Genomic DNA, 24,791 nt, shown 5'->3' with positions numbered 1-24,791 from the left:
AATTTTAAGTAAGAATACTTAAGTAGGTTAATTAATAGTATTTATTGTTATTGATTTGATTCTTATTTGTTATTAGAGTTTTTTGTTACCTGTGTCCCCATGTAATCTTGTACTGTTCTAAATCCAATATAGCTTCTTGCAGAATCAGCGTATTCATAATCTCTTGAACTTACTTGTAAAAAGTACGCTACATCTTTCCATGAACCACCTCTTACAATTTTACGCTTATTATCTCTATCATTTACACTAGGATTTATTGTTGATATATAGGCATAAGATGACGCATCATAAGATGCATTTACCCATTCTGATACATTACCAGCCATATTGTATAAATTATAATCGTTAGGCTCGTAAGACTTAGCTTCTACTGTATATAATGCTTGATCTGCTGCATAATCCCCTCTAACTGGTTTAAAGTTTGCCATAAAACAACCTCTATCACTCTTAGTATAAGGTCCTCCCCATGGGTACGTTGCTGCTTGAAGACCGCCTCTTGCGGCATACTCCCACTCTGCTTCAGATGGTAATCTGAATCTATTTACCATTGCAGATCCTCTTTTAGATTTTTGGTAAGAGTTTTTATTAATAGTTCTCCACTCACAGAATGCTTTGGCTTGTTGCCATGTAACACCTACTACTGGATATTCACTATAAGCATCATGCCAAAAATAGTCATTATGCATAGGTTCGTTATAAGAATAAGCGAAATCCCTAATCCAAACAGTGGTATCTGGATATATTTCAATTTCTTCTTTTAAGATAACATCTTTACGTTTAACACTTCTATTTCTAGCAGCTTCTTGGATGTCCATATAATTAAATTGGAATTTAAATTTCTTTACATCCCAAGTACGTTGTCCATTATAAGATTCTTCTAAAGGAAGATACATAGTATCCATAACTTCAGTATAATATTCATCTGGATATTCGGCTGTGTCAAAAATTAAATCAACATCATGATTAATTTTTCGTCCTTCATAGCCTGTTGGCCCTAGACCTGTATAGTTTTCGAACATATATTTCTCGTAAACAGACATATTTGCTGTATCTGCATCTTTAAATGCATACTCACCAATACCTCCATCTTCTGGAACTAAACCAACTTCGTCAGCTAACACGGCTAGTTTCATTCTAACTATAGAGTCTCTTACCCAGTTAACAAATTGGCGATATTCGCTATTTGTTATCTCTGTTTCGTCCATATAAAAGGCTCTTACAGTAACTGTTTTTGCAGGTGCATCATGCACACCAGCAAGGTCATCATCTGCCTTACCCATAATAAACGATCCACCAGGAATTAGTTGCATCCCATAAGGCTTTTCTGGGTGCCATTTTTTTCCTTTTACACCTACTAGTTCGCCTCTATCTTTAGAGCCACAACTAGCTAGTACTGTCATTACTGTTATTAATAATATAAACTTCTTCATATCCATAGAAAACTCGAGGTTAATTAGTTTAAGCTTCATTTTTGAGAGCGTAAACATATTTATATATTTTTTAAAAAACAACTTTTTCAATAAAAAAAATACATTTCATCGTAAAAAAATAGCATTTTACCGATGAAATAAGCTTTACAACCTTTTATTGCTACTAAACACAATTCTTTTGAAATGCTTTATACCAACGGTCTGGCAACTTATTATTGCACGCATCTAGGTAATCCTGATGCATGCATGGTAATAACGTATGTCTTTTCAATTTATTATTTACTTCTGATAAAAAGGGAATTTCTATCCACCATCTACCTGTCTTATTACTCTTATAAAATACCAATTCCTGAACATCTACCAGAGTTATAAATTTTTGATAGTTTCTGTCTTCAGAAAAATCATCATCATTCACCCTGTAATTAACACCTTCAATAAAATACCAAATCATTTGGGCTACTAGCATAGATGTTATTTCATCATCCTTAGACGGTTTATATTCATATATACCAAAAGAGGTTACTTTATTACTAATACCTGCATAACGTGAAATAGCACATATTTCCTTTCCGTCTAATCCGTTTGGTGAATATTTTTGGTTTAAACTAACTTCAGATCCTTTTATCGATGTTAAATCTATACTAACAATATTAGCATCTCTTAATGCTGGTTCAACAATGGTTATATCGTTAGATACTTGTCCCAATCTGTAAGACTCAAAATAAAGGCTTTCCATTAAATCTATTTCTTCTTGCGAATTGAAATAGGTTTGATACCCAATGGTTGCATAGTTAAAAAGATTATAAGGCTGGTCTAAAATCACCTTACCAACAAAACTGTTATTTTTTATAGGTTTTGTTGAATCACCTAAATCAAACTTACTATCCACATTCACAATATTAACCATAGGCATTAAATTATCATAAGCCCGATAGTTAGCATAAGTAAGATCCTGGGTACCACCTAATATAATAGGTATGATTTTCTTTTTTACTAAAATACTTATTGCTGTTTTTAATGCAAAATAAGTATCTTCAACACTTTCTCCCTTATTAATATCTCCTAAATCCGCAATGGTAGTATTCCAACTTCCGGGAAAAAGACCATACAAGGATTTTCGAATTTCATCTAACTGAAATTCTTCTCCTATATAATTAACATCATTTCTATTTTCTAAAACACCAAAAATAGCAATATCAACATCATCTAAGTCTGGTATGCCATTTTGCAACGAGTGGATTTTAAATTTTCTTCCTAAAGCTTGAGATGAAAGTAATTCATTATGAGCTAAAACTAAATCTGAAACAGGAGACAAAAAATTAAAATTCATTTGATGATTCTTCTCTTATTAATTTGTTAAATTGTGGTGTACGCCATTATTAATCTATTTCGTACAAAGTATAGATTAACAAATACCGTTCTCTATTTCTTCTTTTTTGCTGGTGCTTTTTTCTTAGCTGCTTTTTTCTTTGGAGTATTGGCTTCTATAATTCCTTTAGCTTCTTCTAAAGTCATTTCTAAAACATCAACTGTTTTAGCAAGCTCTACTTTTACTTTTCCTTTTAAAACATTATGTCTGCCCCAACGTGCTTTTTCAACACGAATACCTTCTTCTTCCCAATTATGAATAACTTTATCTATTTCCTTTTGAATTTTTGTTTCAATTAATTCGACAATATCTTCATCGGATAAATTATCCCAATCGTATTTTTTATTTACGTTAATAAACATGTTGTTCCATTTGATGAACGGTCCAAAACGTCCTTTACCTTTTTGTACAGGTAATTCTTTATACATATATATTGGAGCATCTGCTTTTTGCTTTTCTTTAATTAAAACAATAGCATCATCAAGTTCTACACTTAAAGGATCTACACCTTTTGGTAACGAAACAAATGAAGCACCAAATTTAACATAAGGTCCAAAACGGCCATTATTTACAACAATGTCTTCTCCTTCGTATGCCCCTAAACTCTTTGGAAGTTGGAATAAATCCATAGCTTCCTCATACGTAATAGTTGTTAACTGCTGATCTGGACTTAAACTAGCAAACTGGGGTTTTTCTTCATCATCAACAGTCCCTATTTGTACCATAGGTCCAAACTTACCTAAACGCACACTTACTTGTTTTCCAGATTTAGGATCGGTTCCTAATATACGTTCACCAGATTCTCTCTCTGCATTTTCTTTGACATCTTCTACTTTTGGATGGAAGTTTTTATAAAATGTTTTCATCATTTTAGTCCAATCCTCATTCCCTTCAGCTATTTCATCAAAATCTGCTTCAACTTTAGCCGTAAAATTATAATCTAATATCGTTTCAAAATGATTAACTAAAAAGTCCGTGACAATCATACCAATATCTGTTGGTACTAATTTTCCTTTATCAGAACCTACTTTTTCGGATAATGTTTTATCATTTACGTTTCCATTTTGAAGTCTTAATTGTGTATAGCGTCTTTCAACACCTTCTACAGTACCTTTTTCTACGTAATTTCTATTTTGTATAGTTGAAATGGTTGGCGCATATGTAGATGGACGTCCTATACCTAATTCTTCTAACTTCTTAACAAGTGATGCTTCTGTATATCTTGCTGGTGGACGTGTATAACGTTCTGTAGCTGTGATATAATTATTAAGAAGTGTTTCATTTGTTTTCATTGCTGGCAACATACCTTCTTGCTCAACATCTTCATCATCTGTCCCTTCTAAATATACTTTTAAAAAGCCATCAAAAGTAATGACTTCTCCATTAGCTGTAAAAGTTTCGTTATGTGTGGATGCACTAACTTTTACATTGGTACGTTCTAATTCCGCTTCACTCATTTGTGATGCAATAGCACGTTTCCATATCAAATCATACAAGCGCGCTTGATCTCTATCTATATCTACTGAGTGCGTTGAGAAATTTGTAGGACGAATAGCCTCATGCGCCTCTTGAGCTCCTTTTGCTTTTCCTTTATAGTTTCTTGGTTTGCTATATTTTGCGCCATAGGCATTTTCAATTTCTGCCTGGGCTCCTTTTCGTGCTTCGTCCGATAGGTTAACACTATCTGTTCTCATATAAGTAATTAAACCTGCTTCATACAGGCGTTGTGCCATTGTCATGGTCTTACTTACTGAGAAATATAATTTTCGTGATGCTTCTTGTTGTAATGTAGATGTTGTAAATGGTGCTGCTGGTGATTTTTTTGCTGGTTTTTTCTCTAAATCAGCAACCTTGAAATTCGCACTACTATTTTTTTCTAAAAAATTTAGAGCTTCTTCTTTGGTTGAAAAATTCTTTGGAAGTTTTGCTTTAAAAGTTTGTCCGTCTTCATTAGAAAATTCTGCGTCAACTCTATAGGATGCTACTGGATTAAATCCTTGTATTTCTCTTTCTTTTTCAACAATTAACCTTACTGAAACAGATTGTACTCTACCTGCCGACAAACCTCCTTTCACTTTTCGCCAAAGTACAGGAGAAAGTTCATAACCAACTATCCTATCTAATACACGACGCGCTTGTTGCGCATCCACAAGGTCGTAATCGATGCCTCTAGGGTTCTCAATCGCTTTTTGAATAGCTGCTTTTGTGATTTCGTGAAAAACAATACGTTTTGTCTTTTCCTTATCTAACTTTAAAGTTTCTGCCAAATGCCATGCAATAGCCTCTCCTTCTCGATCCTCATCACTTGCTAACCAGACCCATTCTGCATTTTTAGCTAAATCTTTTAGTTTTTTTACGACTGCTTTTTTATCTTTTGAAACTTCATATTTGGGTTTAAAATCACCATCTACATCAACTCCCAATTCTTTGGAAGGCAGATCTGATATATGCCCAAAACTAGACTCTACTTTAAAGTCTTTTCCTAAAAACTTTTCAATGGTTTTGGCTTTCGCTGGTGACTCAACAATCACTAAATTCTTCGTCATACTTCAATTTTTGAAGCTACAAATGTATATCAAAAAAAGTTTATCTGCCGCATTTTATGGATTATCTGTTAATTATTTAATATTGAAAACCTGCTTTTTAACATTTTAAAAGCAGGTTTTCAGTATTAAAAATAAAATTTATTCAGATAAAGTTCCTATTTCTTCAATAGGGTCTGTATTATTAAAACCGATAACTTTTTTATATACTAAATAGATAGGATGGTAAACAAAAGGAGCTGTAAATAGCAATCCTATTCCACATAATAAAAAACCAACAATTTGTGATAAAAAGGAAGCTACCATCATTAATCCAAAAGTAATCAGCCATTTTTTATTCCCTAATTTAAAACTTGCTTTTACAATATCTCCCACACTAAGCTCGGGATTAAATGCATATATTAATGAAAAATAAGACAATGGTATCATGACATAAAATATTGGTAAATAGCATAGTAACATAGCTAAAATGGCAATCCCGAAAGAAGCCAACATTAACACAAAGATTTTACTTAAATATTTTCCTTTAATAAAATAAAAGAAATCGGATGTTGTCACGGCTTCATTATGATCTAACTTTTGCATAATTCTAAAAAACGCTGCATTTAAGGCCAGAGAAAGTGCTCCTAAAACAAATACCCCAACAATTACAAATAACACATACAAAATTGACATACCTGCAAAAAAGCCACTAAACGCCTCAGGATCTATAGTCCCATTTTCTTGTTGTGAAATTAGCATACCTATTAAAGGAAGGTACAAAACAATAATTAAAGGCATTACAATTATTATTGTAAATAATTGCAGTAAAAAGCCTTGAAGCCACGTTTTTTTAAATAATTCTATAGACTCATTAAGAATACCTCCAAAGTCTAAATCTTTGGCATTTTCTATTTTCTCTAACAAACTGTTAATTGTATTCATGTGTAAAGATTTTATTAATAATTAATAATCCAAATCATCTCTAATTCCTATTTGATCTATCTCACTATCTGCCTTAAACCCTATAACCTCTTTATAGATTAAAAACACAGGCAAATAAATAATCGACATAGTAAATAGCAATCCTACTACACAACCTAATATTCCCAGCATAGCTATAATACCTGTAACCAATATAGCTCCAAAAGTTATAAGCCATTTTTTGTTTCCTAATGCAAAACTCGCTTTAACAATTTCTTTCTCACTTAATTCTGGATTAAATGCAAAAATAATCGCAAAATAAGATAAGGGTACAAATACGTATAGATAAGGGATGAAAAGTAATAATTGTGCTACTGTTGCTATTAAAGTATAAATAATGCCAAGCATAAATACCTTTGTAAAGTATTCTCTCTTAAAAAAATAAAAATAGTCATCATTACTTGTTTCTCCCGAAACTATTTGCTTACAAATCCTATAAAAAGCAGCTACAAAAGCAAGTGTGAGTGTGCTAACTAAAATAGTTTGTGGAATGCTGTAAATTACATTTTGAGAATAAAAATCTGAAATCGATTCTAAATCAAAACCTTTATTAATATCAAAAGGATTGGTAGCAAGACCAATAAGTCCAAAGATTAAATTTAGAATCATAGCTGCAATAATCACAAATAGAATGATCAAAAATCCTTTGAGCCAAACCTTTTTAAATAAATCTATAGAATTATTAATAATATCACCAAAATCTAAAGGTTTTGCATTATTTATCTTCTGCAACAAAGTATTTAATGTATTCATAATCTGGTTGGGTTAAATTATTTATTAAGAACTTAGAGGCTAATGGCTTTCTACAAAACAATTGCAATATAATATAAAAAAACCTGCATGAAAGCAGGTTTTTTTAATTTATAAATAACAGCATGTTACCTTAACGAATAGGAACTTATTAAATCTACACCACCTTCTACATATTCATATTGATACAAATCATCACCGCCAATCATCAATAAACTATTTTCTAATGGGATAACGTCTTTAGATTGAATGTTATCATATATTTTTGTTAATTTTACCTGTAGCGGTTCTTCTTTATCAAATAATTTCAAGCCAGAAGTACCATCACAAACAAATAACATATTCCCTTTAACACCTAATCCATAAGGGTTTTCTAATTCATAACGACTTGCTAGCTTTGGCGTTGTTTTATCACTAATATCTATGACCTCTAAAACACTTTCCAATTGCCCACAATCGTTACCTCCTCGCAACGTCAAATATGCGTAATCCCCATCAACAACGACTGGATCACAACCTTCCCAATGCGTAAATTCTGAAACATATTCCGGCGATGATGGGTTTGCTATATCGTAAATATACATCCCATTAGTACTCCCTAAATACAAATAATCTTCAGCATGAAACATGGTTTCTATATTCCAACCTGCATTTTGTGTATTTTCAAGAATTGGTGCTGACAAATTCTGAATATTAAAAATAGTCATTTGATAATTTCCGACAGTATATAAATAGTTGTCTACTATTTGAAAACGTGCTAAAGAACCTCCTTGACCTGTAACAGATTCAGCAGTTGAAGTATTAAGAGCACCGTCTTGGATCGCAACATCAATAAATCGATTATCTATTTTCTTACGTCTCTCGGTAGTTACCGTCCATCCTACAATAATATTATTTTGCAAATCTGCTTTTCCGTAATCGACAGCTTGTGCTTCAATTGGAATATTATAATCGTAAATATTAAATACATCTTTTAGCCTTTCAACTAAAACAATAGAATTAACATCAGAAATATCGAAAACAACCAAATCTGTTGCACTATCTGCATATAAAAAATCGTCTTTTACAGAAATATCTTCATTGCCTGGAATCTTAATAAATTTAATCGCCTTTGGAAACTTAGGGTTAGAATTATCAATAACATGTACGCCTTTATTAACATCACTTACAAAAATATAATTTTTGTAAGCATATATTTTACCCGTTTCTTCAATTTCTTTAGGCACCGTAATAGTCACCGAATTTCTAAAATCAACTTTGGTCATTAATTCAGGAACTGCCACTTGAACGAGTTCAAAATTAAGATCCTTTTTATCACAAGACCATATGCCTATAAAAACTAAGGACAAAAAAAAGTATTTAAATTTCATAGCAAATGAATTTAGTTTAATATTTATAACGTAATGAAGATTCTAAACCTTCCAGATTTAGTATAATCTCATTACTTCCGCTAATTTGAAGTGGTGTTAAATCAAACGAGACAATTCTCTTAAAAACTGCCAAACAAGCCTCTTCATTTATTAATTGAAACTTCAAATAACGTTGTTCTGGTGAAGACTCAGCAACAGCTCCAGAATCTACTAAATTAAATTTCCATGTATTACCATCACAACCTGAGGCACTTATTTCAATCGTTAAGCAATCACCCTTTACTTCAGCATCAACGAATGTAAAATCAGCAGACACTAAACTATCATATATTTCCTTTTTAACGATGGTTGTTTGATCGCAAATCCCTTTAGTAGGTATATTATCATCATCTTCATCACACTGTATGCTTAAAAAACAGCACAGCACCACGGAAGTTACAAAAAGAATCCTTTTTATCATAATTTTATCTATTAGATTAATATATTAGTCTAGGAAATCCATTTTCACACACTATTTCTTTCGGTTGTGCTGGTAAATCACATGTTGAAACAATATTCCACTTAACATTAAATGCTTTTTCCAAATTGCTGTATTCTTCAACTTTTTGTAAAAAGGCCGTAGTGTCTATTTGCGTAGAATAAGCGATATAACCTTGAGGCCCTCCACAAGCTTTAGAACCATAAGCCGTAAAAGTCCAGTCATTAACATCTGTACAGGAAACACTTAATGACAATTCATAAATCTCATTAAATAAATCCATTAATTCTCGATGGTCCTTTTCTTGCTCCGTTAATTCTCTTTTTACAACTAATTCTTCTTCGGTAACTGAAACAATACGCCAGGAATAATCGTTAGGATATTGTTCCTGAGATATGGTTATAAGTGTATCATCTAACTGCCATTCGCCATTTGAATCGAAAAAAACCAATGGTGGTGTACCGCACCATCCGGAAGAACGTTCAACAAAATCGCCATTTTTTTTGAACAGAATTCCGTAATTGTCTTTAGGCAACACACTTGTTCTTTTAAATGTTGTCTTTTCGTCTTCATAGGTAGGATCTTCCCAAATTCCTATTAATAAATTGTCGGAATCTACAATATTATCATTATCATCCGAGCATTGCATGTTTGTAAAACAGCATATGACAGAAATAGTAAATAGCATCTTTTTCATAAATGTGAGGTTTTAAAAGTTTATTTTTTAAATAGATACTGAAAGCACATTTTGGTTGCGTTAATGGCAGATAATAATTATTAAAATCTGAAAGAAAATTAAACTGCCACTTTGTCACAAAACACAAATAAATTGTATCTTTGCATACTTATTGACTGCTTTCAGTTTTGAAATACTATGGATAAAATTATAGACGAAAATAAACAGGGTGAATCCCTCATCTTAGAACAAAAAAAAGATAATAAACGTAAACTTTTTATTGAAAGTTATGGATGTGCTATGAATTTTAGTGATAGTGAAATTGTGGCTTCAATCATGGCCAATCAGGGTTTTAATACCACACAGAATTTAGAGGATGCCGATTTGGTTTTGGTAAACACCTGTTCTATTCGTGATAAAGCAGAACAAACCGTACGTAAGCGCTTAGAAAAATACAATGCTGTAAAAAGATCCCATAATCCAAAAATGAAAGTAGGCGTTTTAGGCTGTATGGCAGAACGCTTAAAAACAAAGTTTCTTGAAGAAGAAAAAATCGTTGATTTGGTTGTTGGACCAGACGCTTATAAAGATTTACCAAACCTTTTAGCTGAAGTTGATGAAGGTCGTGATGCTATTAATGTCATTCTTTCAAAAGAAGAAACTTACGGAGATATTTCACCAGTACGTTTAAATACAAATGGTGTTACTGCTTTTGTATCTATTACACGCGGTTGTGATAATATGTGTACTTTTTGCGTCGTTCCCTTTACACGTGGGCGTGAGCGCAGCAGAGACCCACAGAGTATTCTGGAAGAAGTAAACGATTTATGGAACAAAGGTTTTAAAGAAATTACGTTACTTGGTCAGAATGTAGATAGCTATCTTTGGTATGGTGGTGGATTGAAAAAAGATTTTGAAAAAGCAAGCGAAATCCAAAAAGCAACCTCTGTAAATTTTTCAAACTTATTAGAACTATGCGCTAAAGCGCAGCCCAAAATGCGAATTCGTTTTTCAACATCTAATCCACAAGATTTAACGTTGGATGTGATCGAAACCATGGCGAAATATAATAATATCTGTAATCATATTCATTTACCTGTACAGAGTGGCAGCGATCGTATTTTAAAAGAAATGAACCGTTTGCATACTCGTAAAGAGTATATGACTTTAATTGATAATATTCGTAAAATCATTCCTAATTGTGCTATTAGCCAAGATATGATTGTTGGCTTCCCCACAGAAACTGAAGAGGATTTTCAAGACACTGTTTCATTGATGAACTATGTAAAATATAATTTTGGTTATATGTTTACGTATTCAGAACGTCCAGGAACTATGGCAGAACGCAAAATGGAAGATGACGTACCCGAGGACGTAAAAAAACGAAGATTGCAAGATATTGTTGATTTACAACGTGAGCACAGTGACATTAAAACTAAAGAACACCTCAACACTATTGTAGAAGTGCTGATTGAAAAAGAATCTAAAAAATCAAACTTACAATGGTCTGGACGTACGTCACAAAATATTGTAGCGGTATTTCCAAAGGAGCATTATAATATAGGGGACTTTGTGAACGTAAAAGTAACAGACTGCACAAGTGCAACTCTTATTGGTGAAGCAGTTGGGCATTCTGAAAACAATTAAAATAGATGACAGTATTCAACTTTAACGACAAAACATTTTCATTAATAGAAAATTCCGAAAACGGAAAAGTAAATTCTGAAACTATATTTAAATATAAACAAAAAGGCAATTTAGTTACAGCCGAATATTATGGAGGCACCATAAAATACGGTAAAATAATTGCCCATTTAAAAAATGATAAGCTTGATATGTTATACCAATGTATAACAACAGAAAATGAATTAAAAGCAGGAAAAGCTATTGCCGAAATAAGTTTAACGAACAATAACAAGATAAAACTTAAGCTTAATTGGGAATGGTTGGAAAATAAAAATGAGCGTGGAATTTCTGAATATATTGAGCAATAAAAATTGAAAAGATTCCCGCCTACGCGGGAATGACAAAGAAGACATATAAAATGGAATCAGTTCAAGCAATAAAACAACGTTTTGGTATTATAGGTAACACCCCTTTGCTAAATCGAGCCATTGAAAAAGCAATTCAGGTATCCCCAACCGATATTTCGGTTTTGGTTACGGGAGAAAGTGGTGTTGGAAAAGAAAGTATTCCCAAAATAATACATCAATTATCTCACAGAAAACATAACAAATACATTGCAGTAAACTGTGGAGCTATTCCTGAAGGTACTATTGATAGTGAGCTTTTTGGTCATGAAAAAGGAGCTTTTACAGGAGCTACACAAACTAGGCAAGGTTATTTTGAAGTAGCAGATGGTGGTACTATCTTTCTTGATGAAGTCGGTGAACTACCTCTAACTACGCAAGTTCGTTTGCTCCGTGTTTTAGAAAATGGTGAGTTCTTAAAAGTAGGCTCTAGTAAGGTACAAAAAACAAATGTTCGCATTGTAGCCGCTACCAATGTAAACATGTTTGAAGCTATAGAAAAGGAAAAGTTCCGAGAAGATTTATATTATAGATTAAGCACAGTAGATATACATTTACCTTCATTACGAGAGCGACGAGAAGACATCCATTTATTGTTTAGGAAATTTGCCAGCGACTTTGCTCTTAAATACAAAATGCCAACTATTAAACTAACAGATAATGCTATTCAAGTATTATCAAAACATCGCTGGGGTGGTAATGTTCGCCAACTTAGAAATATCGCAGAACAATTATCTGTTTTAGAACAAAATAGAACCATAACAGCAGAAACTCTTAGAGGGTATTTACCAACTTCTGGCACCAATTTGCCAGCAGTTATAAAAACATCAAAATCTGAAAGTGATTTTAGTAGCGAACGTGAGATTTTATACAAAGTTTTATTCGATATGAAAGCTGATTTAAATGATTTAAAAAAGCTTACTATGGAACTCATGAAAAATGGCAACACGAAAGACGTTGAAAAGGATAATGAAGGGTTAATTCAAAAAATTTACGGTAGTAATAAAGAGGAAGAACCCATCTATGAGAACTCAGTTCAAGAAACAGAAGTGTTATCTATTCCAGAACATCCTGTAGAGCAAGATGAGATTATTGACATACAAGATAAATATCATTTTGCTGAAGAGATTGAAGAAGAAGAAACCTTATCATTACACGACAAAGAATTAGAATTAATAAAAAAATCCCTTGAACGTCACAGCGGAAAGCGTAAATTAGCAGCTGCTGAACTCGGAATAAGCGAACGTACTTTATATAGAAAGATTAAACAATATGATCTTTAAATTAGTGACAGTATTCAGTAAATAGTTAAAATAACAACATTATAAAAAAGTAACCGTTTTAAAAATAAATCAGTATCATTCTAAAGTTTACATTGAGCCCAATCGAAGTGTAAACAAGAACCCAATAAAGCAAATGACATACACAAAGTATATTTTTATTTTATTAGTAAGCGCAACTCTTTCTGGTTGTGGTATTTATTCTTTTACAGGTGTAAAGACTGGAAATGCTAAAACATATCAAGTAAACCGTTTTGAAAATACATCCATATTAATTGAACCTGGTTTAGAAAGAGATTTTAAATTAGCACTTGAAGATTTAATACAAAACCAAACCAACTTGGGCTTAGTGCCTTCAAACGGTGATTTGGTATATGAAGGTGAGATAACCAATTACAGGATTTCTCCAACTACAGCGACATCTGAAAATACAGCAGCTCAAAACAGATTAACTATTGGTGTTAAAGTTCGATTTTATAATAGGCTTAATGAAGAAGAAGATTTAGATCAATCTTTTTCGTTTTTCTATGATTTTCCTGGAAGCTCTCAACTTGTTGGTAGCCAAAAAACAATAGCTCATGAAGAAATTTTCGAACGCCTTACGCAAGATATTATTAATGCAACATTAGCAAGATGGTAACCAAATGAACGCGACAGATTTTGTAAACATATTGCAACACCCACAAACAATTACACATCAACAAACCGATGCTATAAAATCTATTGTTAATGAATTTCCTTATTTTCAATCGGCTCGTGCTGTGTACCTAAAAGGTTTAAAAAACAAAAGTAGCTTTAAATACAACCAAGAACTTAAAACGACTGCTGCGTATACAACAGATAGAAGTATTTTGTTTGATTTTATTACCTCAGAGGTATTTGTTCAAAATGAAATCTCGCAATCTATAAAACAAAATATATCGCACCTAAAAGATATAGATGTTACTGTAGAAGATATTTCGATAAATAAACGTGTTAAAGTAGACAATACTTTAAAACAACAGATAAAAGACACTATAGGAGTACTGGATCCTACTTTGTTTCAACCCAAAGAAGAACGTCCAAAACCCTCAAATTTTGTTTTAGATGAATCTGAAACTATTGAAAACGTTCCGCCTGAGACTCTTGCTAAAGAAACCAAAACGCAAGAAAAACCAATTAGTGATATACTAAACTTAGGTAAGCCATTTGAATTTGACAAAAAAGAAACTCATTCTTTTAATGAATGGTTAAAATTAGCCCGCTATATCCCAATTGAAAGAAACAATCAAAAAGATACAGAAAACAATAAAGTTACGGAGAGCATAAAAGACACAGAGGATACAAAAAGTGTAACATCAGCAGAAGAGAAATCCTCTACAGCTATAGATAAAGCTAAAAAGTTTGAGCTCATTGATGAATTTATTACAAAAAACCCAAAAATAAATCCTTTCAGAGCTACAATTACAAAAGGCAATCTTGCAAAAGCACAGATGATACAACCTGAAGCCTTAATGACTGAAACTTTGGCACGTATTTATGTAGAACAAAAAAACTACAAAAAAGCAATTCAATCTTATAAAGTTTTAAGTTTGAAATATCCAGAAAAAAGTGGTTTCTTTGCAGACCAAATTAACGCAATAGAGCAATTACAAGAACAAAATAATATATAATAATGAGTACGTTTACAATATTTTTAGCATTAATTGTAGTGGTAGCATTTTTACTAATTGTAGTAATTATGGTGCAAAACCCTAAAGGTGGTGGTTTATCATCTTCTTTTGGTGGAGGTGGCACACAACAACTAGGTGGTGTAAAAAAGACAACTGACTTTTTAGATAAAAGCACATGGACTTTGGCTACCTTATTACTAGTTTTAATACTAGCTTCAAATATAGCAATTAATAGAGGTGGAGACACTATAGACTCTAAAGCTCTGGATCAGGATGAAGCAACAACAGCTCCATTACCTGCTCCACTGCCAGCAACTAATGATGATGCAACTGCAACACCAGCAGATGATTCTACAGGAAAGTAATTCTGTTTATAAAAGGAACAAAAAATGCCAACTTTAAAAGTTGGCATTTTTTGTTCCTACCTATTTGATAGGCAGGTCTGCAAGTTTGTCAGTTCTTAAGCATTGGCACATTTTTAGTATAAGGCTTAAGCATTAAGAAAAACATATTTTAAATTAATTAAAAAATATAAAAAATGGCATTAAATATTAAACCATTAGCAGATCGCGTTGTTATTGAACCTGCTGCAGCTGAAACAAAAACAGCATCAGGAATTATTATTCCAGATAACGCAAAAGAAAAACCACAAAAAGGAAACGTAGTTGCCGCTGGAAAAGGTACAAAAGACGAGCCTATTACTGTAAAAGTTGGTGACACTGTTTTATATGGAAAGTATGCTGGTACTGAACTTAAACTAGAAGGCAAAGATTATCTAATTATGCGCGAAAGTGACATTTTAGCAATTATCTAAACAATTGCTTCTTCCATCCCGTGAAGACGGGAACTTCATCAAATAAAACTAAATTTCTATTAAACAGATTCCCTCCTTCGAGGGAAGGAAAATAAAATTTTTAAAAATGGCAAAAGATATAAAATTCGATATTGAAGCACGTGACGGATTAAAACGCGGTGTTGATGCATTAGCTAATGCTGTAAAAGTAACTTTAGGTCCTAAAGGACGTAATGTAATTATTAGTAAGTCTTTCGGAGCACCACAAGTAACTAAAGATGGTGTTACCGTAGCAAAAGAAATTGAGTTAGAAAATCCACATGAAAACATGGGGGCTCAAATGGTAAAAGAAGTGGCTTCTAAAACCAATGATTTAGCAGGAGATGGTACTACTACGGCTACTGTTTTAGCGCAAGCTATTGTAAAAGAAGGTTTAAAAAATGTTGCTGCAGGTGCAAATCCAATGGATTTAAAACGCGGTATCGATAAATCAGTAAAAGCTATTACTACCGATTTAGAAAAGCAATCTAAACAAGTAGGTAATTCTTCTGAAAAAATAAAGCAAGTTGCCGCTATTTCTGCAAATAATGATGATACTATTGGTGAATTAATTGCCACTGCTTTTGGTAAAGTTGGTAAAGAAGGTGTTATCACTGTTGAGGAAGCTAAAGGTATGGAAACATACGTGGATGTTGTTGAAGGGATGCAGTTTGATAGAGGATACTTATCCCCTTACTTCGTAACGGATGCTGATAAAATGATTGCTGATTTAGAGAATCCATACATTTTATTATTTGACAAAAAGATATCTAACTTACAAGAAATCCTTCCAATCTTAGAACCTGTAGCTCAATCTGGCCGTCCTTTATTAATTATTGCCGAAGATGTTGATGGACAAGCCTTAGCTACTTTAGTAGTAAACAAATTACGTGGTGGACTTAAAATTGCAGCTGTTAAAGCTCCTGGCTTTGGTGATAGACGTAAAGCTATGTTAGAAGATATCGCTATCTTAACTGGTGGAACCGTTATTTCTGAAGAAAGAGGATTTACTTTAGAGAATGCAGACTTAAGCATGCTAGGTACAGCTGAAACCGTAACAGTTGACAAAGACAATACAACTATTGTTAATGGTGCAGGTGTCGCAAAAGACATTAAAGCTAGAGTCAACCAAATTAAAGCCCAAATAGAAACAACAACTAGCGATTACGATAAAGAAAAACTACAAGAACGTTTAGCTAAGTTAGCTGGCGGTGTTGCTGTTCTTTATGTTGGTGCTGCTAGTGAAGTAGAGATGAAAGAGAAAAAAGACCGTGTTGATGATGCCTTACATGCAACTAGAGCTGCTGTAGAAGAAGGTATTGTTGCTGGTGGTGGTGTTGCTTTAGTAAGAGCAAAATCAGTGTTAGAAAAGATAACTACTGAAAACTTAGACGAAGTTACTGGTATTCAAATTGTAGCACGTGCTATTGAGGCACCTTTACGCACTATTGTTGAAAATGCAGGTGGAGAAGGAAGCGTAGTAATTTCTAAAGTTTTAGAAGGTAAAAAAGATTTTGGTTACGATGCTAAATCTGAAGCCTATGTAGATATGCTTAAAGCTGGTATTATCGATCCTAAGAAAGTAACACGTATTGCATTAGAAAATGCTGCCTCTGTTGCAGGAATGATCCTTACTACCGAGTGTGCATTAGTCGACATTAAAGAAGAAGCTGCACCAGCTATGCCTCCAATGGGCGGTGGTGGTATGCCAGGAATGATGTAATATCGTTCGAAAAGATCGACATACAAATTATATCAAAAACATCTCAATTTATCTTGAGGTGTTTTTTTTATCTTTTCTATTTTAACGTAATTATGATAATCTTATAAAAAAGATTATTTCTTCTTTTGGAAAAAAGTCAATTTAGTTTCTTTGTTTGCATATAGTTTCGAAATCACATCTTCTATTTGGCTATAACCAGAATTAAATAGTGTATTTAATATTATTAAAATAATTAGTTTCTCATTTTATATCGAAAGATTTACATCTAGTTTGCTGGTAATGGATTGAATGAACTGCATTTTAAGATAATGTTTCAAATTAGCATGCATTTCACACTTACTTTACATTTAATTCTACTGATGCTTTAATTTTACTATCACTTTTTTTGTCCCAAATCACAACTTCGCAAGTCACAGGATTCTTTACATTAGAACCTGAGAAAATAAAACTTGGAGCTAATTGCTCTAATTCAGAAACTTCCATAACTGAATCTCCAATTAAATCCTCTTCGTTCACAATTATCCCACCTTCAGAATCTGTAGCTTTTAAACTTAATCCTAGAGCTAGTTTACCATCTTCTACTTTAAATCCTTGAAGCTTTTCAAATATTATATATATGTCTTCATTTAATTTTGCTTCACTACCAGTAATACAAATGTTTCTTTCCTGTGAAAATAAATACACTTCATTGTAAGTAACATGATCATTTTCAATTTTAATTTGATCGTTAGGAACTACATCTATATCCATTTCTGCTGTAAAAGTTCCTTCTCCTTTTTTATCCTAGATGTTTACAAATATTTCATATTCGTTATTTGAGTGGATAGGATTAGCTACTGTTATTACTGATTGTAATAATAAAGGTGAGACGTTAAACCCTTTTTTGTTATCAGCATATAAATCATTACTGAACATTACCGTATCTCCTTTTTTTCCAAGAATTAAAAGTTTCATACCAGGAAAAACACTGTTTTTTACTTTTTCAAATCCTTTAATGTTATTAAAATTCAAATAAAATTTCTCTCCGTACACGAATGAATTTCTATTTATTTTGTTAGTACCATCTGATAAAGAAACGTGATCACAAGAAAGTCCATCACCTTTAGTAGTTAGGCTTGTTGTTAAATCTTTACTTACCGATTTGTTAAATTCACATGAAAAAACTGCAAGCAATAAAAAGGTAACAACTAATATTTTAATCCTCATAATTTATTTTTAAGCTATTAAACGAATTTAGCCAATTTTCATATAGGATTAAATTTATAAAGTTACTGTCTTATTTCCGCTAGAATGGTGTAATTTAAAATCATTAATTGATATTAGTAATGTTTATTAGCTTCACTATATACTTCCAAAATGGCTTTAAATGATCCTGAATTATTCCTAGCTTCTTTGTCATTAATATGAAATACCACATTACCAGAAGGTTTTATCAAACTTAAATTGTCAAGGTCGTAAAACAAATAGGGGTCATTGTCTATTGTGTAAAACAAATCACCATGGTTCATCTCTTGTGTTCTATTATAAGCTCTAAAAGCTCCACTTGAAAATCCTTTAGGTCCAGAATATCCCGTAAACATACCATAGAAACTTTTCCGTTAACTTTAAATCCTACAACATCGCCTTTATTCAACTTAAGATTGGTCGATGTATTTTGTTTATTACCAGCCATACTAAAAACATAACAATTAATAAAACTATAATATTGTGGACATTCAAGTTAATTAATCTAAATTTCATCTTTATTTACCTGTTAATACATCTTTCCCTTTAAAGTATCCTTTTTTACCATTTGGTAGCTTAACGGCAATCCATTTTTCCTTATCAATACGCTCCAGCAAATCAAGCTCTAATCCCCCTGGAAACTGCCCTAGAATTTCTGATTTTTCATCAGGATTAGAATAAGCTATTTTTCTTTTGCTTCTAGATCCTTTAATTTTTATTCTCTCAATTAACAGGTTTTCTTTTGCCCCTTTTTTAAATTCGTATGGATAAATTTCTATTCCCATATTATAAAGGTCTTTAGTTAATAAAATATTTTCTTCAGATCTTCTCAACCCTTTAACATATGGTTCATTATCTGGATTCATGTTTACAGCAACGCTATAAAACTCTTTTGCTTTTTCATAGTTACCAACCACTTCGTTTAAAATCCCCATATTAAACACCAATTCTGCATTGTACGGATCAACTTCATATATTGCGTCATACATTTCATAAGCTTTATCTATTTCTCTTAGTCTTAAAAATTCATTAGCGTCTTTTACGCGTTCTTTTAATTTTTTATGCTTCACTTTTTCAAAAGTAAAAGTATATGAATAATAGAACGGAGAAATATAATCAGCAAATTGGCGAGCTATCCGTTCGCATGCATATTCGGCAAGTTTACCAGGAGCCATTACTGCATTATTAGTTGGCCTTGTCCCTCCCTTTGTAGAATCACTACCTGACGACCTGCCACTAGTTTGACCTATAATTTCTCCTGTAGAGACTAGTAAAATTTTCATTCTTGCTTCGGCAGAAGTTGTTCTTGTTAAAGTATAGGTATTAATTAACTTACCTTTATCATTTCTATATGAGCTATGATCTCTTTCGTCTGTACTGGAATAAGACACATTACCTAAAATAATGGCATCAACTCCTAGCATCTGCCCAATGGAAATGATTTCCGTATCACTTAATTGTCCTAATTCAAACTCTTTTTCTTCAAGAACTCTTTGCAATTCCTCTCTTTCTACTATCGAGTAAATATCTGTACGAGCGCCTTCTATAAAACAATTTTTATTTTTACCTCTATATTCTTTTAGTAACGAAATAGATATATAATCTGCTAACTTGCTTCCTATATCTATTCCTGCGTTTTTATATTCTTCACTGCTTATATTTTCAAAATCCAGAACTGCTATTCTTTTTACGTCACCAATATCCTTTTCTGCTGGACTTAAAAGTGATGTATTTAATGTTGTTTTAAATAATTGTGCCGAACAAATATTATAATTAAAAAATATCAGTAATAGAAACACTCCTTTTTTAATTTGTTTTTTTAACCCCATGATTTTATAATTTAATTATATTGTTTAACTACCAAATTGCTTATGTATATTAAGATTAACCCTTACTTAAAAAACGGGTTAGTTCTATTTACAATATTAAATTGCTTATTATATCCTTGCAATACGGGAATTCCCTTAACTTATTCAAAACAAATAAATTAATAACTATAATTTCTTACTTTAGACGCCTACAATTTCATACCGAATGAGTCGTATAATATTTTGTGTGTTCCTTTTTAGTATTTCTACTTTATTTAGTCAGAATAAAAATTCAATTAATATTGAACTTCTTATCAAAGAAGGGGACAGCCTTACCAGCATAAATAAAAATCATGAAGCATTAATAGCTTATAGAAAAGCACTAGTAATATCATTAGATTCAAAAAACAAAAAAATGACTGCCTTTATTTATAAAAAAATAGGCGTTAGTCATTATAAAAAAAAGGAATACATAAAAGCTGAAAATCATTATAAAAAGGGATTACTTATAGATAGTTTAACAAAAACCGCTGCCAATAATTATTACAACATAAACCTTGTAAAGAAGAAACTAAATCAACAAGATAGCGTACTGCATTATTTAGAAAAAAGTTTAAACCTTTACAAAACTTTAAACCATGATGAGGCCACTTATAATGCATTTTTAAGTGCAGGTATCACCTATAAAAACAGACAGCTGTATGAAAAAGCTTTAGAGTTATTAATTATAGCTTATAACGGTTTTAAAACTGGCAATAAAATAAAACTGGCACGAACTTGCACGGTAATTGGCAATATTCATAATCAAATTAAAAATTATAATCAATCCTTAGCGTATTATAAAGAAGCATTGCATATTTCAAAAACAAGTAATAAAAAAGAAAAGTCTCTAATATATAACAATATTGCCATAGCATATAAACACCTTAAAGTACACGATTCTGTTATTATCAACTATAAAAAAGCATTATTGTTAACCGACCCAGAAGACCCAAATTATGGTATAATTCTTCAGAATATAGCATTAACATATAGTGCATCAGGCAATATGAAAATCGCAAAAAAAAATTTTAAACAAGCCATTGAACTACATAAAACGTCAAAAGATACCTCTTCCCTTCTCTATTGCTATAACGGTATGGCAAGTTTACTTATAAAACAAAATAGAAAAAAGGACGTTAAAACTTATTTGGATAGTGTTTCTTTTTTACTAAGCAGTTCTATTGACAAAACACCACTTCTTGATTACTATACAAACCAGGTAGATTATCAAACCAGTATTAAGAAATATAAAATAGCATTAAACTACTATAAGCAGTACAATGAGTTATTCGAAAAAATATACAATATAAAACAAGTCGAGATCATTCAAAATATGCAATCTAGGTTTGATTATGCAAAAAATGAACATACCATATTAAAACTGTCTACACAAAATAAAGACAATTTGTTAAAGATAGCTTCTAAAAACAAGAGATTAGAAGGAAAGAACTTAATTATTATTTCGCTTAGCTGTATCATAGCCCTAGGTTTTATAGGCTATTACATTTATGTGCAAAGACAAAAAGCAACAAAACAACGACTTAAAATTGAAAAACTTGAAGCCATCTATCAAGGGCAAGAAACAATACAAAAAAGAATCGCGCAAGACCTTCATGATGTTATCACCAACAACTTCGACGGATTAAGACTTCAAATACTCGCATTACTACGCATGTCTAATCCTAAGGATCATATAATGAACATAGCAAATGAATTACAGGATATAAATCAACAAATCAGGCTAGTATCCCACCGTTTATCTCCAATAAACATGCATATAAAGCATCATAAGTTTACAGAAATAATTAAGGCTAGACTAAGCGAATTTCAAGTGTATCATAAAATATATGTTAATATAAAGAATGAATTACCTGAATTATTAAATGATTTACACGTTGAGACTCAAAACAACTTTTATAGTATCCTTTTAGAAATTTTAAATAATAGCTCGAAACATGCACAAGCTACAGAGCTTAGTATTACAAACCATATAAATAAAAATCAAAGTATTCATTTCATTTTAGCCGATAATGGCATAGGTATAAGTAATAATTATAAAATGGGTATTGGTTTACTTAATATAAAACAAAGGTCAGAAATCATAGGAGGTTCTGCAATTATTAAAAGGGTTGATTCTGGTACAGAAGTTCATATTCAATTTCCGTTGCAAATCAATTTAAAATGACAAAAAAATCAACTATTCTCATTGCTGACGATTCTGTAATATTCGCACAGGGATTATCCACATTATTACAACAATATCCAGACATTGTAAAAAATGTGTTGAAAGCAAAGAATTTCAAAGAAACCTTACAAATTACTAAAACTGAAAAAATTGATATACTAATTCTGGATATTAATTTTGAATCTGAAGAATATAATGGTTTCACCATAGCAGAAAAAATAAAAACACTTTACCCATACATAAAAATTATCATACTTACCCAGCAAGCAAAAATTGATAATTACGAAATTTTGTTTAATGACATAGGTGTTGATGGTTATCTGGATAAACAACTTTCTGTAGATATTGCTATTGAAGCAATTTCTCAAATACAAGAAGGGAAGAAATATATAGATAGTACCATCAAAGAAATGCTAGAAGTTGGGAGATGGATGAATATCTCATCTAGAGAAAAAGAAGTTATTGAATGGCTTAGCAAAGGATATTTACAAAAGGAAGTTGCAGACAAACTTTGCTTAAGTATTCGTACTATTGAGGTACATTGTCGAAATATGGTTAAAAGAATTGGAGCTAAAAATACAGCCCATTTAATTTCAATATATACTAAATATAAAGGAAGCAATAGGGAAAGAGCTCCTGATTGATAGTTAAAACCCTAATACTATGTTAGTATTAGGGTTAAAAGCCGCTATTAATTAGGATCCTCTTCTGGGTCGATAGGTTTCTCCGTGATATCTAAACCAATCGGATCATCATAAGTACTCAAACCATCAGGTCTGCATGAACAGAAAAGACAACTAGTCATTATGACAATAATCAAAACCAAAACAATTTTTAATGTTTTCATCTTTAATTATTATTTAATTAATTAAAGAATGAAGGCCTACATTCATAATCGATTTTCGACTACATAACAAATATTAGCCTTTTATTATCGACATATAGGACATGTCTGACATGTCGGACATCGACATAAAAATTTAACATTTTTAACAAAAAAAGACCTTAAAACATGAGGAAATACTTAAACAGGAATAATCTAGCTGCATTTTTATACTGTATGCATGAACTTGAAAAGTCACAAAAAACTCAAGAATTATTGCAAGATAAAGAATTTGAAAGAACTCTAAGAAGGTTTCTTGAAGTTGAAAGGACTATACTTACTGTAGATTTAGTAGACCTAGAAAAAGATAAAGAACGTGTTTTCGAATTAAAATCATTAGAAAAGGTTGTTCACTTTATATCTGAAGAAAAATACTTTGAAACATATATCAAGAATAATAAGAAAGATATTAATGATTATTATAAAAAACTTAAAATTACCGAGGAATATATTGACCATTTGTTTAATAAATATTTTATAACATCAACAAATAATCCACCAGTAAATTGTGAACAACCCTCGAATCATTTAAAACCAAAAACAGAACCGAATAATAATTCATTAAAAATAGCATTAGTCGATATTAAAGAATACCAGATGGAAGGTTCTATTTCAAAAGACGAACTGGTAACTGATATTCTAAAAACTAATATTGAAGAAGTTTACATTGAAAGTAATCGAAACATAATAATCAATCATTATTCGTATAGTGATTATAAGAAAATAAAAGATGACAATATAAATTATGATTTAATCATAAAAGGAAGATCTTCTTATGTCGACAATGAAAGAATATCTAGAATTCAATTTCAAGCTACAAGAAAAAATAGTGATTTAGAAACAGATTATAACAAAAATATTGATAGCATATATAAAATAGATAAATTCTGTTTTTTAGGAGAAGGGAAACTTCCTGCAAATATAAACTTCATAACCAAATGGGTACTAGCCTTAGACTACTACTTTAAAGAAGAACTCACTAAGTGTTTACCATTAGTATTAGAGCTTGAAAATATGCTTTCAGCAGATAAACAAGATACTTTTAAAGAGATAGATATTGGACATGTAGAAGTGCAATTTCTTAAAGCTGTCATATTTATGCTTCAGGATCAACAATATGATGCACTAGAAATCTTTAAGGTTATAGAAGCCAACCATATAAATTATTTAAAAAACAATTCACATATTTTATCAAAACTTCATCATAATATCGGAATCTTAGAGAAAGTGAAAGGTAATTTAAAGGTAGCAGTTAAACATTTTGAAAATGCCATAAGCTCTAAAGAAAATCAATGGCAAAGCTATTGGGAATTGGCCAGAATAGCAGCATACAAGAAAAAAAAGGAGAACACTGATAATATCATTATCAAAAAAGACTATCAATATTATTACACCAAAGCATTTGAGTATAGTGGGTTAAATCATATAAAAGAAGAGCTTGAACTTATAATCAAAAATGATTTTAAGATAATAAATACCATTAAAGATTATATAAATGAAACAAGCATCAATAGAAATAATAAAGATATTGTAATAAAAGGTAAAGAATAACA

Annotated in this window: 24 protein-coding genes; 11 read left to right on the top strand and 13 right to left on the bottom strand. The window is 31.5% G+C overall.

The genetic code is table 11. From position 1 onward, the window contains the following. Positions 1 to 62: 62 nt before the first annotated feature. The 8 genes from porK to Q4Q39_RS13870 all read right to left on the bottom strand — a co-directional run bounded on the left by porK (position 63) and on the right by Q4Q39_RS13870 (position 9,600). A complete protein-coding gene (porK, locus tag Q4Q39_RS13905) occupies positions 63 to 1,430 on the bottom strand; it encodes a T9SS ring complex lipoprotein PorK/GldK (RefSeq protein WP_486320963.1) in 1,368 nt (455 codons plus the stop codon). Between the two features lie 163 nt (positions 1,431 to 1,593). Continuing rightward, positions 1,594 to 2,760 carry a formimidoylglutamase gene (locus Q4Q39_RS13900; protein ID WP_303283118.1) on the bottom strand — a complete coding sequence of 389 codons (1,167 nt, stop codon included), beginning with the start codon at positions 2,758 to 2,760 and terminating at the stop codon, positions 1,594 to 1,596. A gap of 92 nt (positions 2,761 to 2,852) precedes the next feature. Beyond that, a complete protein-coding gene (topA, locus tag Q4Q39_RS13895) occupies positions 2,853 to 5,345 on the bottom strand; it encodes a type I DNA topoisomerase (RefSeq protein WP_303283117.1) in 2,493 nt (830 codons plus the stop codon). Between the two features lie 138 nt (positions 5,346 to 5,483). Next, positions 5,484 to 6,266 carry a hypothetical protein gene (locus Q4Q39_RS13890; RefSeq protein WP_303283116.1) on the bottom strand — a complete coding sequence of 261 codons (783 nt, stop codon included), beginning with the start codon at positions 6,264 to 6,266 and terminating at the stop codon, positions 5,484 to 5,486. Between the two features lie 21 nt (positions 6,267 to 6,287). After that, a complete protein-coding gene (locus Q4Q39_RS13885; RefSeq protein WP_303283115.1) occupies positions 6,288 to 7,058 on the bottom strand; it encodes a hypothetical protein in 771 nt (256 codons plus the stop codon). A gap of 125 nt (positions 7,059 to 7,183) precedes the next feature. Next, positions 7,184 to 8,425, bottom strand: a complete 1,242-nt coding sequence (locus Q4Q39_RS13880) for an LVIVD repeat-containing protein (protein WP_303283114.1) — start codon at positions 8,423 to 8,425, stop codon at positions 7,184 to 7,186. A gap of 16 nt (positions 8,426 to 8,441) precedes the next feature. Beyond that, positions 8,442 to 8,885 carry a hypothetical protein gene (locus tag Q4Q39_RS13875; protein WP_303283113.1) on the bottom strand — a complete coding sequence of 148 codons (444 nt, stop codon included), beginning with the start codon at positions 8,883 to 8,885 and terminating at the stop codon, positions 8,442 to 8,444. Positions 8,886 to 8,901: 16 nt separating this feature from the next. After that, positions 8,902 to 9,600: a hypothetical protein gene (locus Q4Q39_RS13870; protein ID WP_303283112.1), complete on the bottom strand. Its 699-nt coding sequence runs from the start codon at positions 9,598 to 9,600 to the stop codon at positions 8,902 to 8,904. 177 nt (positions 9,601 to 9,777) lie between these two features. Here Q4Q39_RS13870 and miaB point away from each other — a divergent pair, with 177 nt between their 5' ends. The 8 genes from miaB (at position 9,778) to groL (ending at position 17,096) form a co-directional block, all read left to right on the top strand. After that, complete coding sequence (gene miaB / locus Q4Q39_RS13865; RefSeq protein WP_303283110.1) at positions 9,778 to 11,226, top strand: tRNA (N6-isopentenyl adenosine(37)-C2)-methylthiotransferase MiaB; 1,449 nt, start codon at positions 9,778 to 9,780, stop codon at positions 11,224 to 11,226. 5 nt (positions 11,227 to 11,231) lie between these two features. Next, the gene (locus Q4Q39_RS13860; protein ID WP_303283109.1) at positions 11,232 to 11,573 is read left to right on the top strand and encodes an avidin-fold protein; all 342 of its coding nucleotides are present in this window, start codon (positions 11,232 to 11,234) and stop codon (positions 11,571 to 11,573) included. A 50-nt stretch (positions 11,574 to 11,623) separates the two neighbouring features. Next, a complete protein-coding gene (locus Q4Q39_RS13855; RefSeq protein WP_303283108.1) occupies positions 11,624 to 12,892 on the top strand; it encodes a sigma-54-dependent transcriptional regulator in 1,269 nt (422 codons plus the stop codon). A 133-nt stretch (positions 12,893 to 13,025) separates the two neighbouring features. Continuing rightward, on the top strand, positions 13,026 to 13,529 hold the full coding sequence (locus Q4Q39_RS13850; protein WP_303283107.1) for an LptE family protein: 504 nt from the start codon (positions 13,026 to 13,028) through the stop codon (positions 13,527 to 13,529). A 4-nt stretch (positions 13,530 to 13,533) separates the two neighbouring features. Beyond that, positions 13,534 to 14,541: a DUF8458 domain-containing protein gene (locus Q4Q39_RS13845; RefSeq protein ID WP_303283106.1), complete on the top strand. Its 1,008-nt coding sequence runs from the start codon at positions 13,534 to 13,536 to the stop codon at positions 14,539 to 14,541. Between the two features lie 2 nt (positions 14,542 to 14,543). Continuing rightward, positions 14,544 to 14,906: a preprotein translocase subunit SecG gene (gene secG, locus Q4Q39_RS13840; RefSeq protein ID WP_303283105.1), complete on the top strand. Its 363-nt coding sequence runs from the start codon at positions 14,544 to 14,546 to the stop codon at positions 14,904 to 14,906. A 173-nt stretch (positions 14,907 to 15,079) separates the two neighbouring features. Next, the gene (locus Q4Q39_RS13835; RefSeq protein ID WP_303283104.1) at positions 15,080 to 15,355 is read left to right on the top strand and encodes a co-chaperone GroES; all 276 of its coding nucleotides are present in this window, start codon (positions 15,080 to 15,082) and stop codon (positions 15,353 to 15,355) included. A gap of 106 nt (positions 15,356 to 15,461) precedes the next feature. Continuing rightward, complete coding sequence (groL, locus tag Q4Q39_RS13830; RefSeq protein ID WP_303283103.1) at positions 15,462 to 17,096, top strand: chaperonin GroEL; 1,635 nt, start codon at positions 15,462 to 15,464, stop codon at positions 17,094 to 17,096. 336 nt (positions 17,097 to 17,432) lie between these two features. On the opposite strand, the gene Q4Q39_RS13825 is transcribed toward groL, so the two are convergent. The 4 genes from Q4Q39_RS13825 to Q4Q39_RS13810 form a co-directional block, all read right to left on the bottom strand. Continuing rightward, positions 17,433 to 17,846: a hypothetical protein gene (locus Q4Q39_RS13825; protein WP_303283102.1), complete on the bottom strand. Its 414-nt coding sequence runs from the start codon at positions 17,844 to 17,846 to the stop codon at positions 17,433 to 17,435. 33 nt (positions 17,847 to 17,879) lie between these two features. Beyond that, positions 17,880 to 18,302, bottom strand: a complete 423-nt coding sequence (locus tag Q4Q39_RS13820) for a hypothetical protein (protein WP_303283101.1) — start codon at positions 18,300 to 18,302, stop codon at positions 17,880 to 17,882. A 113-nt stretch (positions 18,303 to 18,415) separates the two neighbouring features. Next, on the bottom strand, positions 18,416 to 18,676 hold the full coding sequence (locus tag Q4Q39_RS13815) for a hypothetical protein (RefSeq protein ID WP_303283100.1): 261 nt from the start codon (positions 18,674 to 18,676) through the stop codon (positions 18,416 to 18,418). 162 nt (positions 18,677 to 18,838) lie between these two features. Further along, the gene (locus tag Q4Q39_RS13810) at positions 18,839 to 20,149 is read right to left on the bottom strand and encodes a CsgG/HfaB family protein (protein WP_303283099.1); all 1,311 of its coding nucleotides are present in this window, start codon (positions 20,147 to 20,149) and stop codon (positions 18,839 to 18,841) included. Between the two features lie 205 nt (positions 20,150 to 20,354). On the opposite strand from Q4Q39_RS13810, the gene Q4Q39_RS13805 reads away from it, so the two are divergent. Next, positions 20,355 to 22,355, top strand: coding sequence for a tetratricopeptide repeat-containing sensor histidine kinase (locus Q4Q39_RS13805; protein WP_303283098.1), 2,001 nt, complete (start codon positions 20,355 to 20,357; stop codon positions 22,353 to 22,355). Further along, positions 22,352 to 22,999 carry a response regulator transcription factor gene (locus Q4Q39_RS13800; protein WP_303283097.1) on the top strand — a complete coding sequence of 216 codons (648 nt, stop codon included), beginning with the start codon at positions 22,352 to 22,354 and terminating at the stop codon, positions 22,997 to 22,999. The genes Q4Q39_RS13805 and Q4Q39_RS13800 overlap by 4 nt, the downstream gene beginning before the upstream one ends. Positions 23,000 to 23,046: 47 nt before the next feature. Here Q4Q39_RS13800 and Q4Q39_RS13795 read toward each other — a convergent pair whose 3' ends face one another. Further along, positions 23,047 to 23,175, bottom strand: coding sequence for a hypothetical protein (locus Q4Q39_RS13795; RefSeq protein WP_303283096.1), 129 nt, complete (start codon positions 23,173 to 23,175; stop codon positions 23,047 to 23,049). Positions 23,176 to 23,367: 192 nt separating this feature from the next. Between Q4Q39_RS13795 and Q4Q39_RS13790 the strand changes: the two genes are divergently transcribed. Beyond that, positions 23,368 to 24,789, top strand: a complete 1,422-nt coding sequence (locus Q4Q39_RS13790; protein ID WP_303283095.1) for a hypothetical protein — start codon at positions 23,368 to 23,370, stop codon at positions 24,787 to 24,789. The last annotated feature ends 2 nt before the right edge of the window (positions 24,790 to 24,791 follow it).

The sequence above is a fragment of the Flavivirga amylovorans genome, from assembly GCF_030540875.1.
GTDB lineage: Bacteria > Bacteroidota > Bacteroidia > Flavobacteriales > Flavobacteriaceae > Flavivirga > Flavivirga amylovorans.
This window is presented reverse-complemented; position numbering and strand designations above follow the sequence as displayed.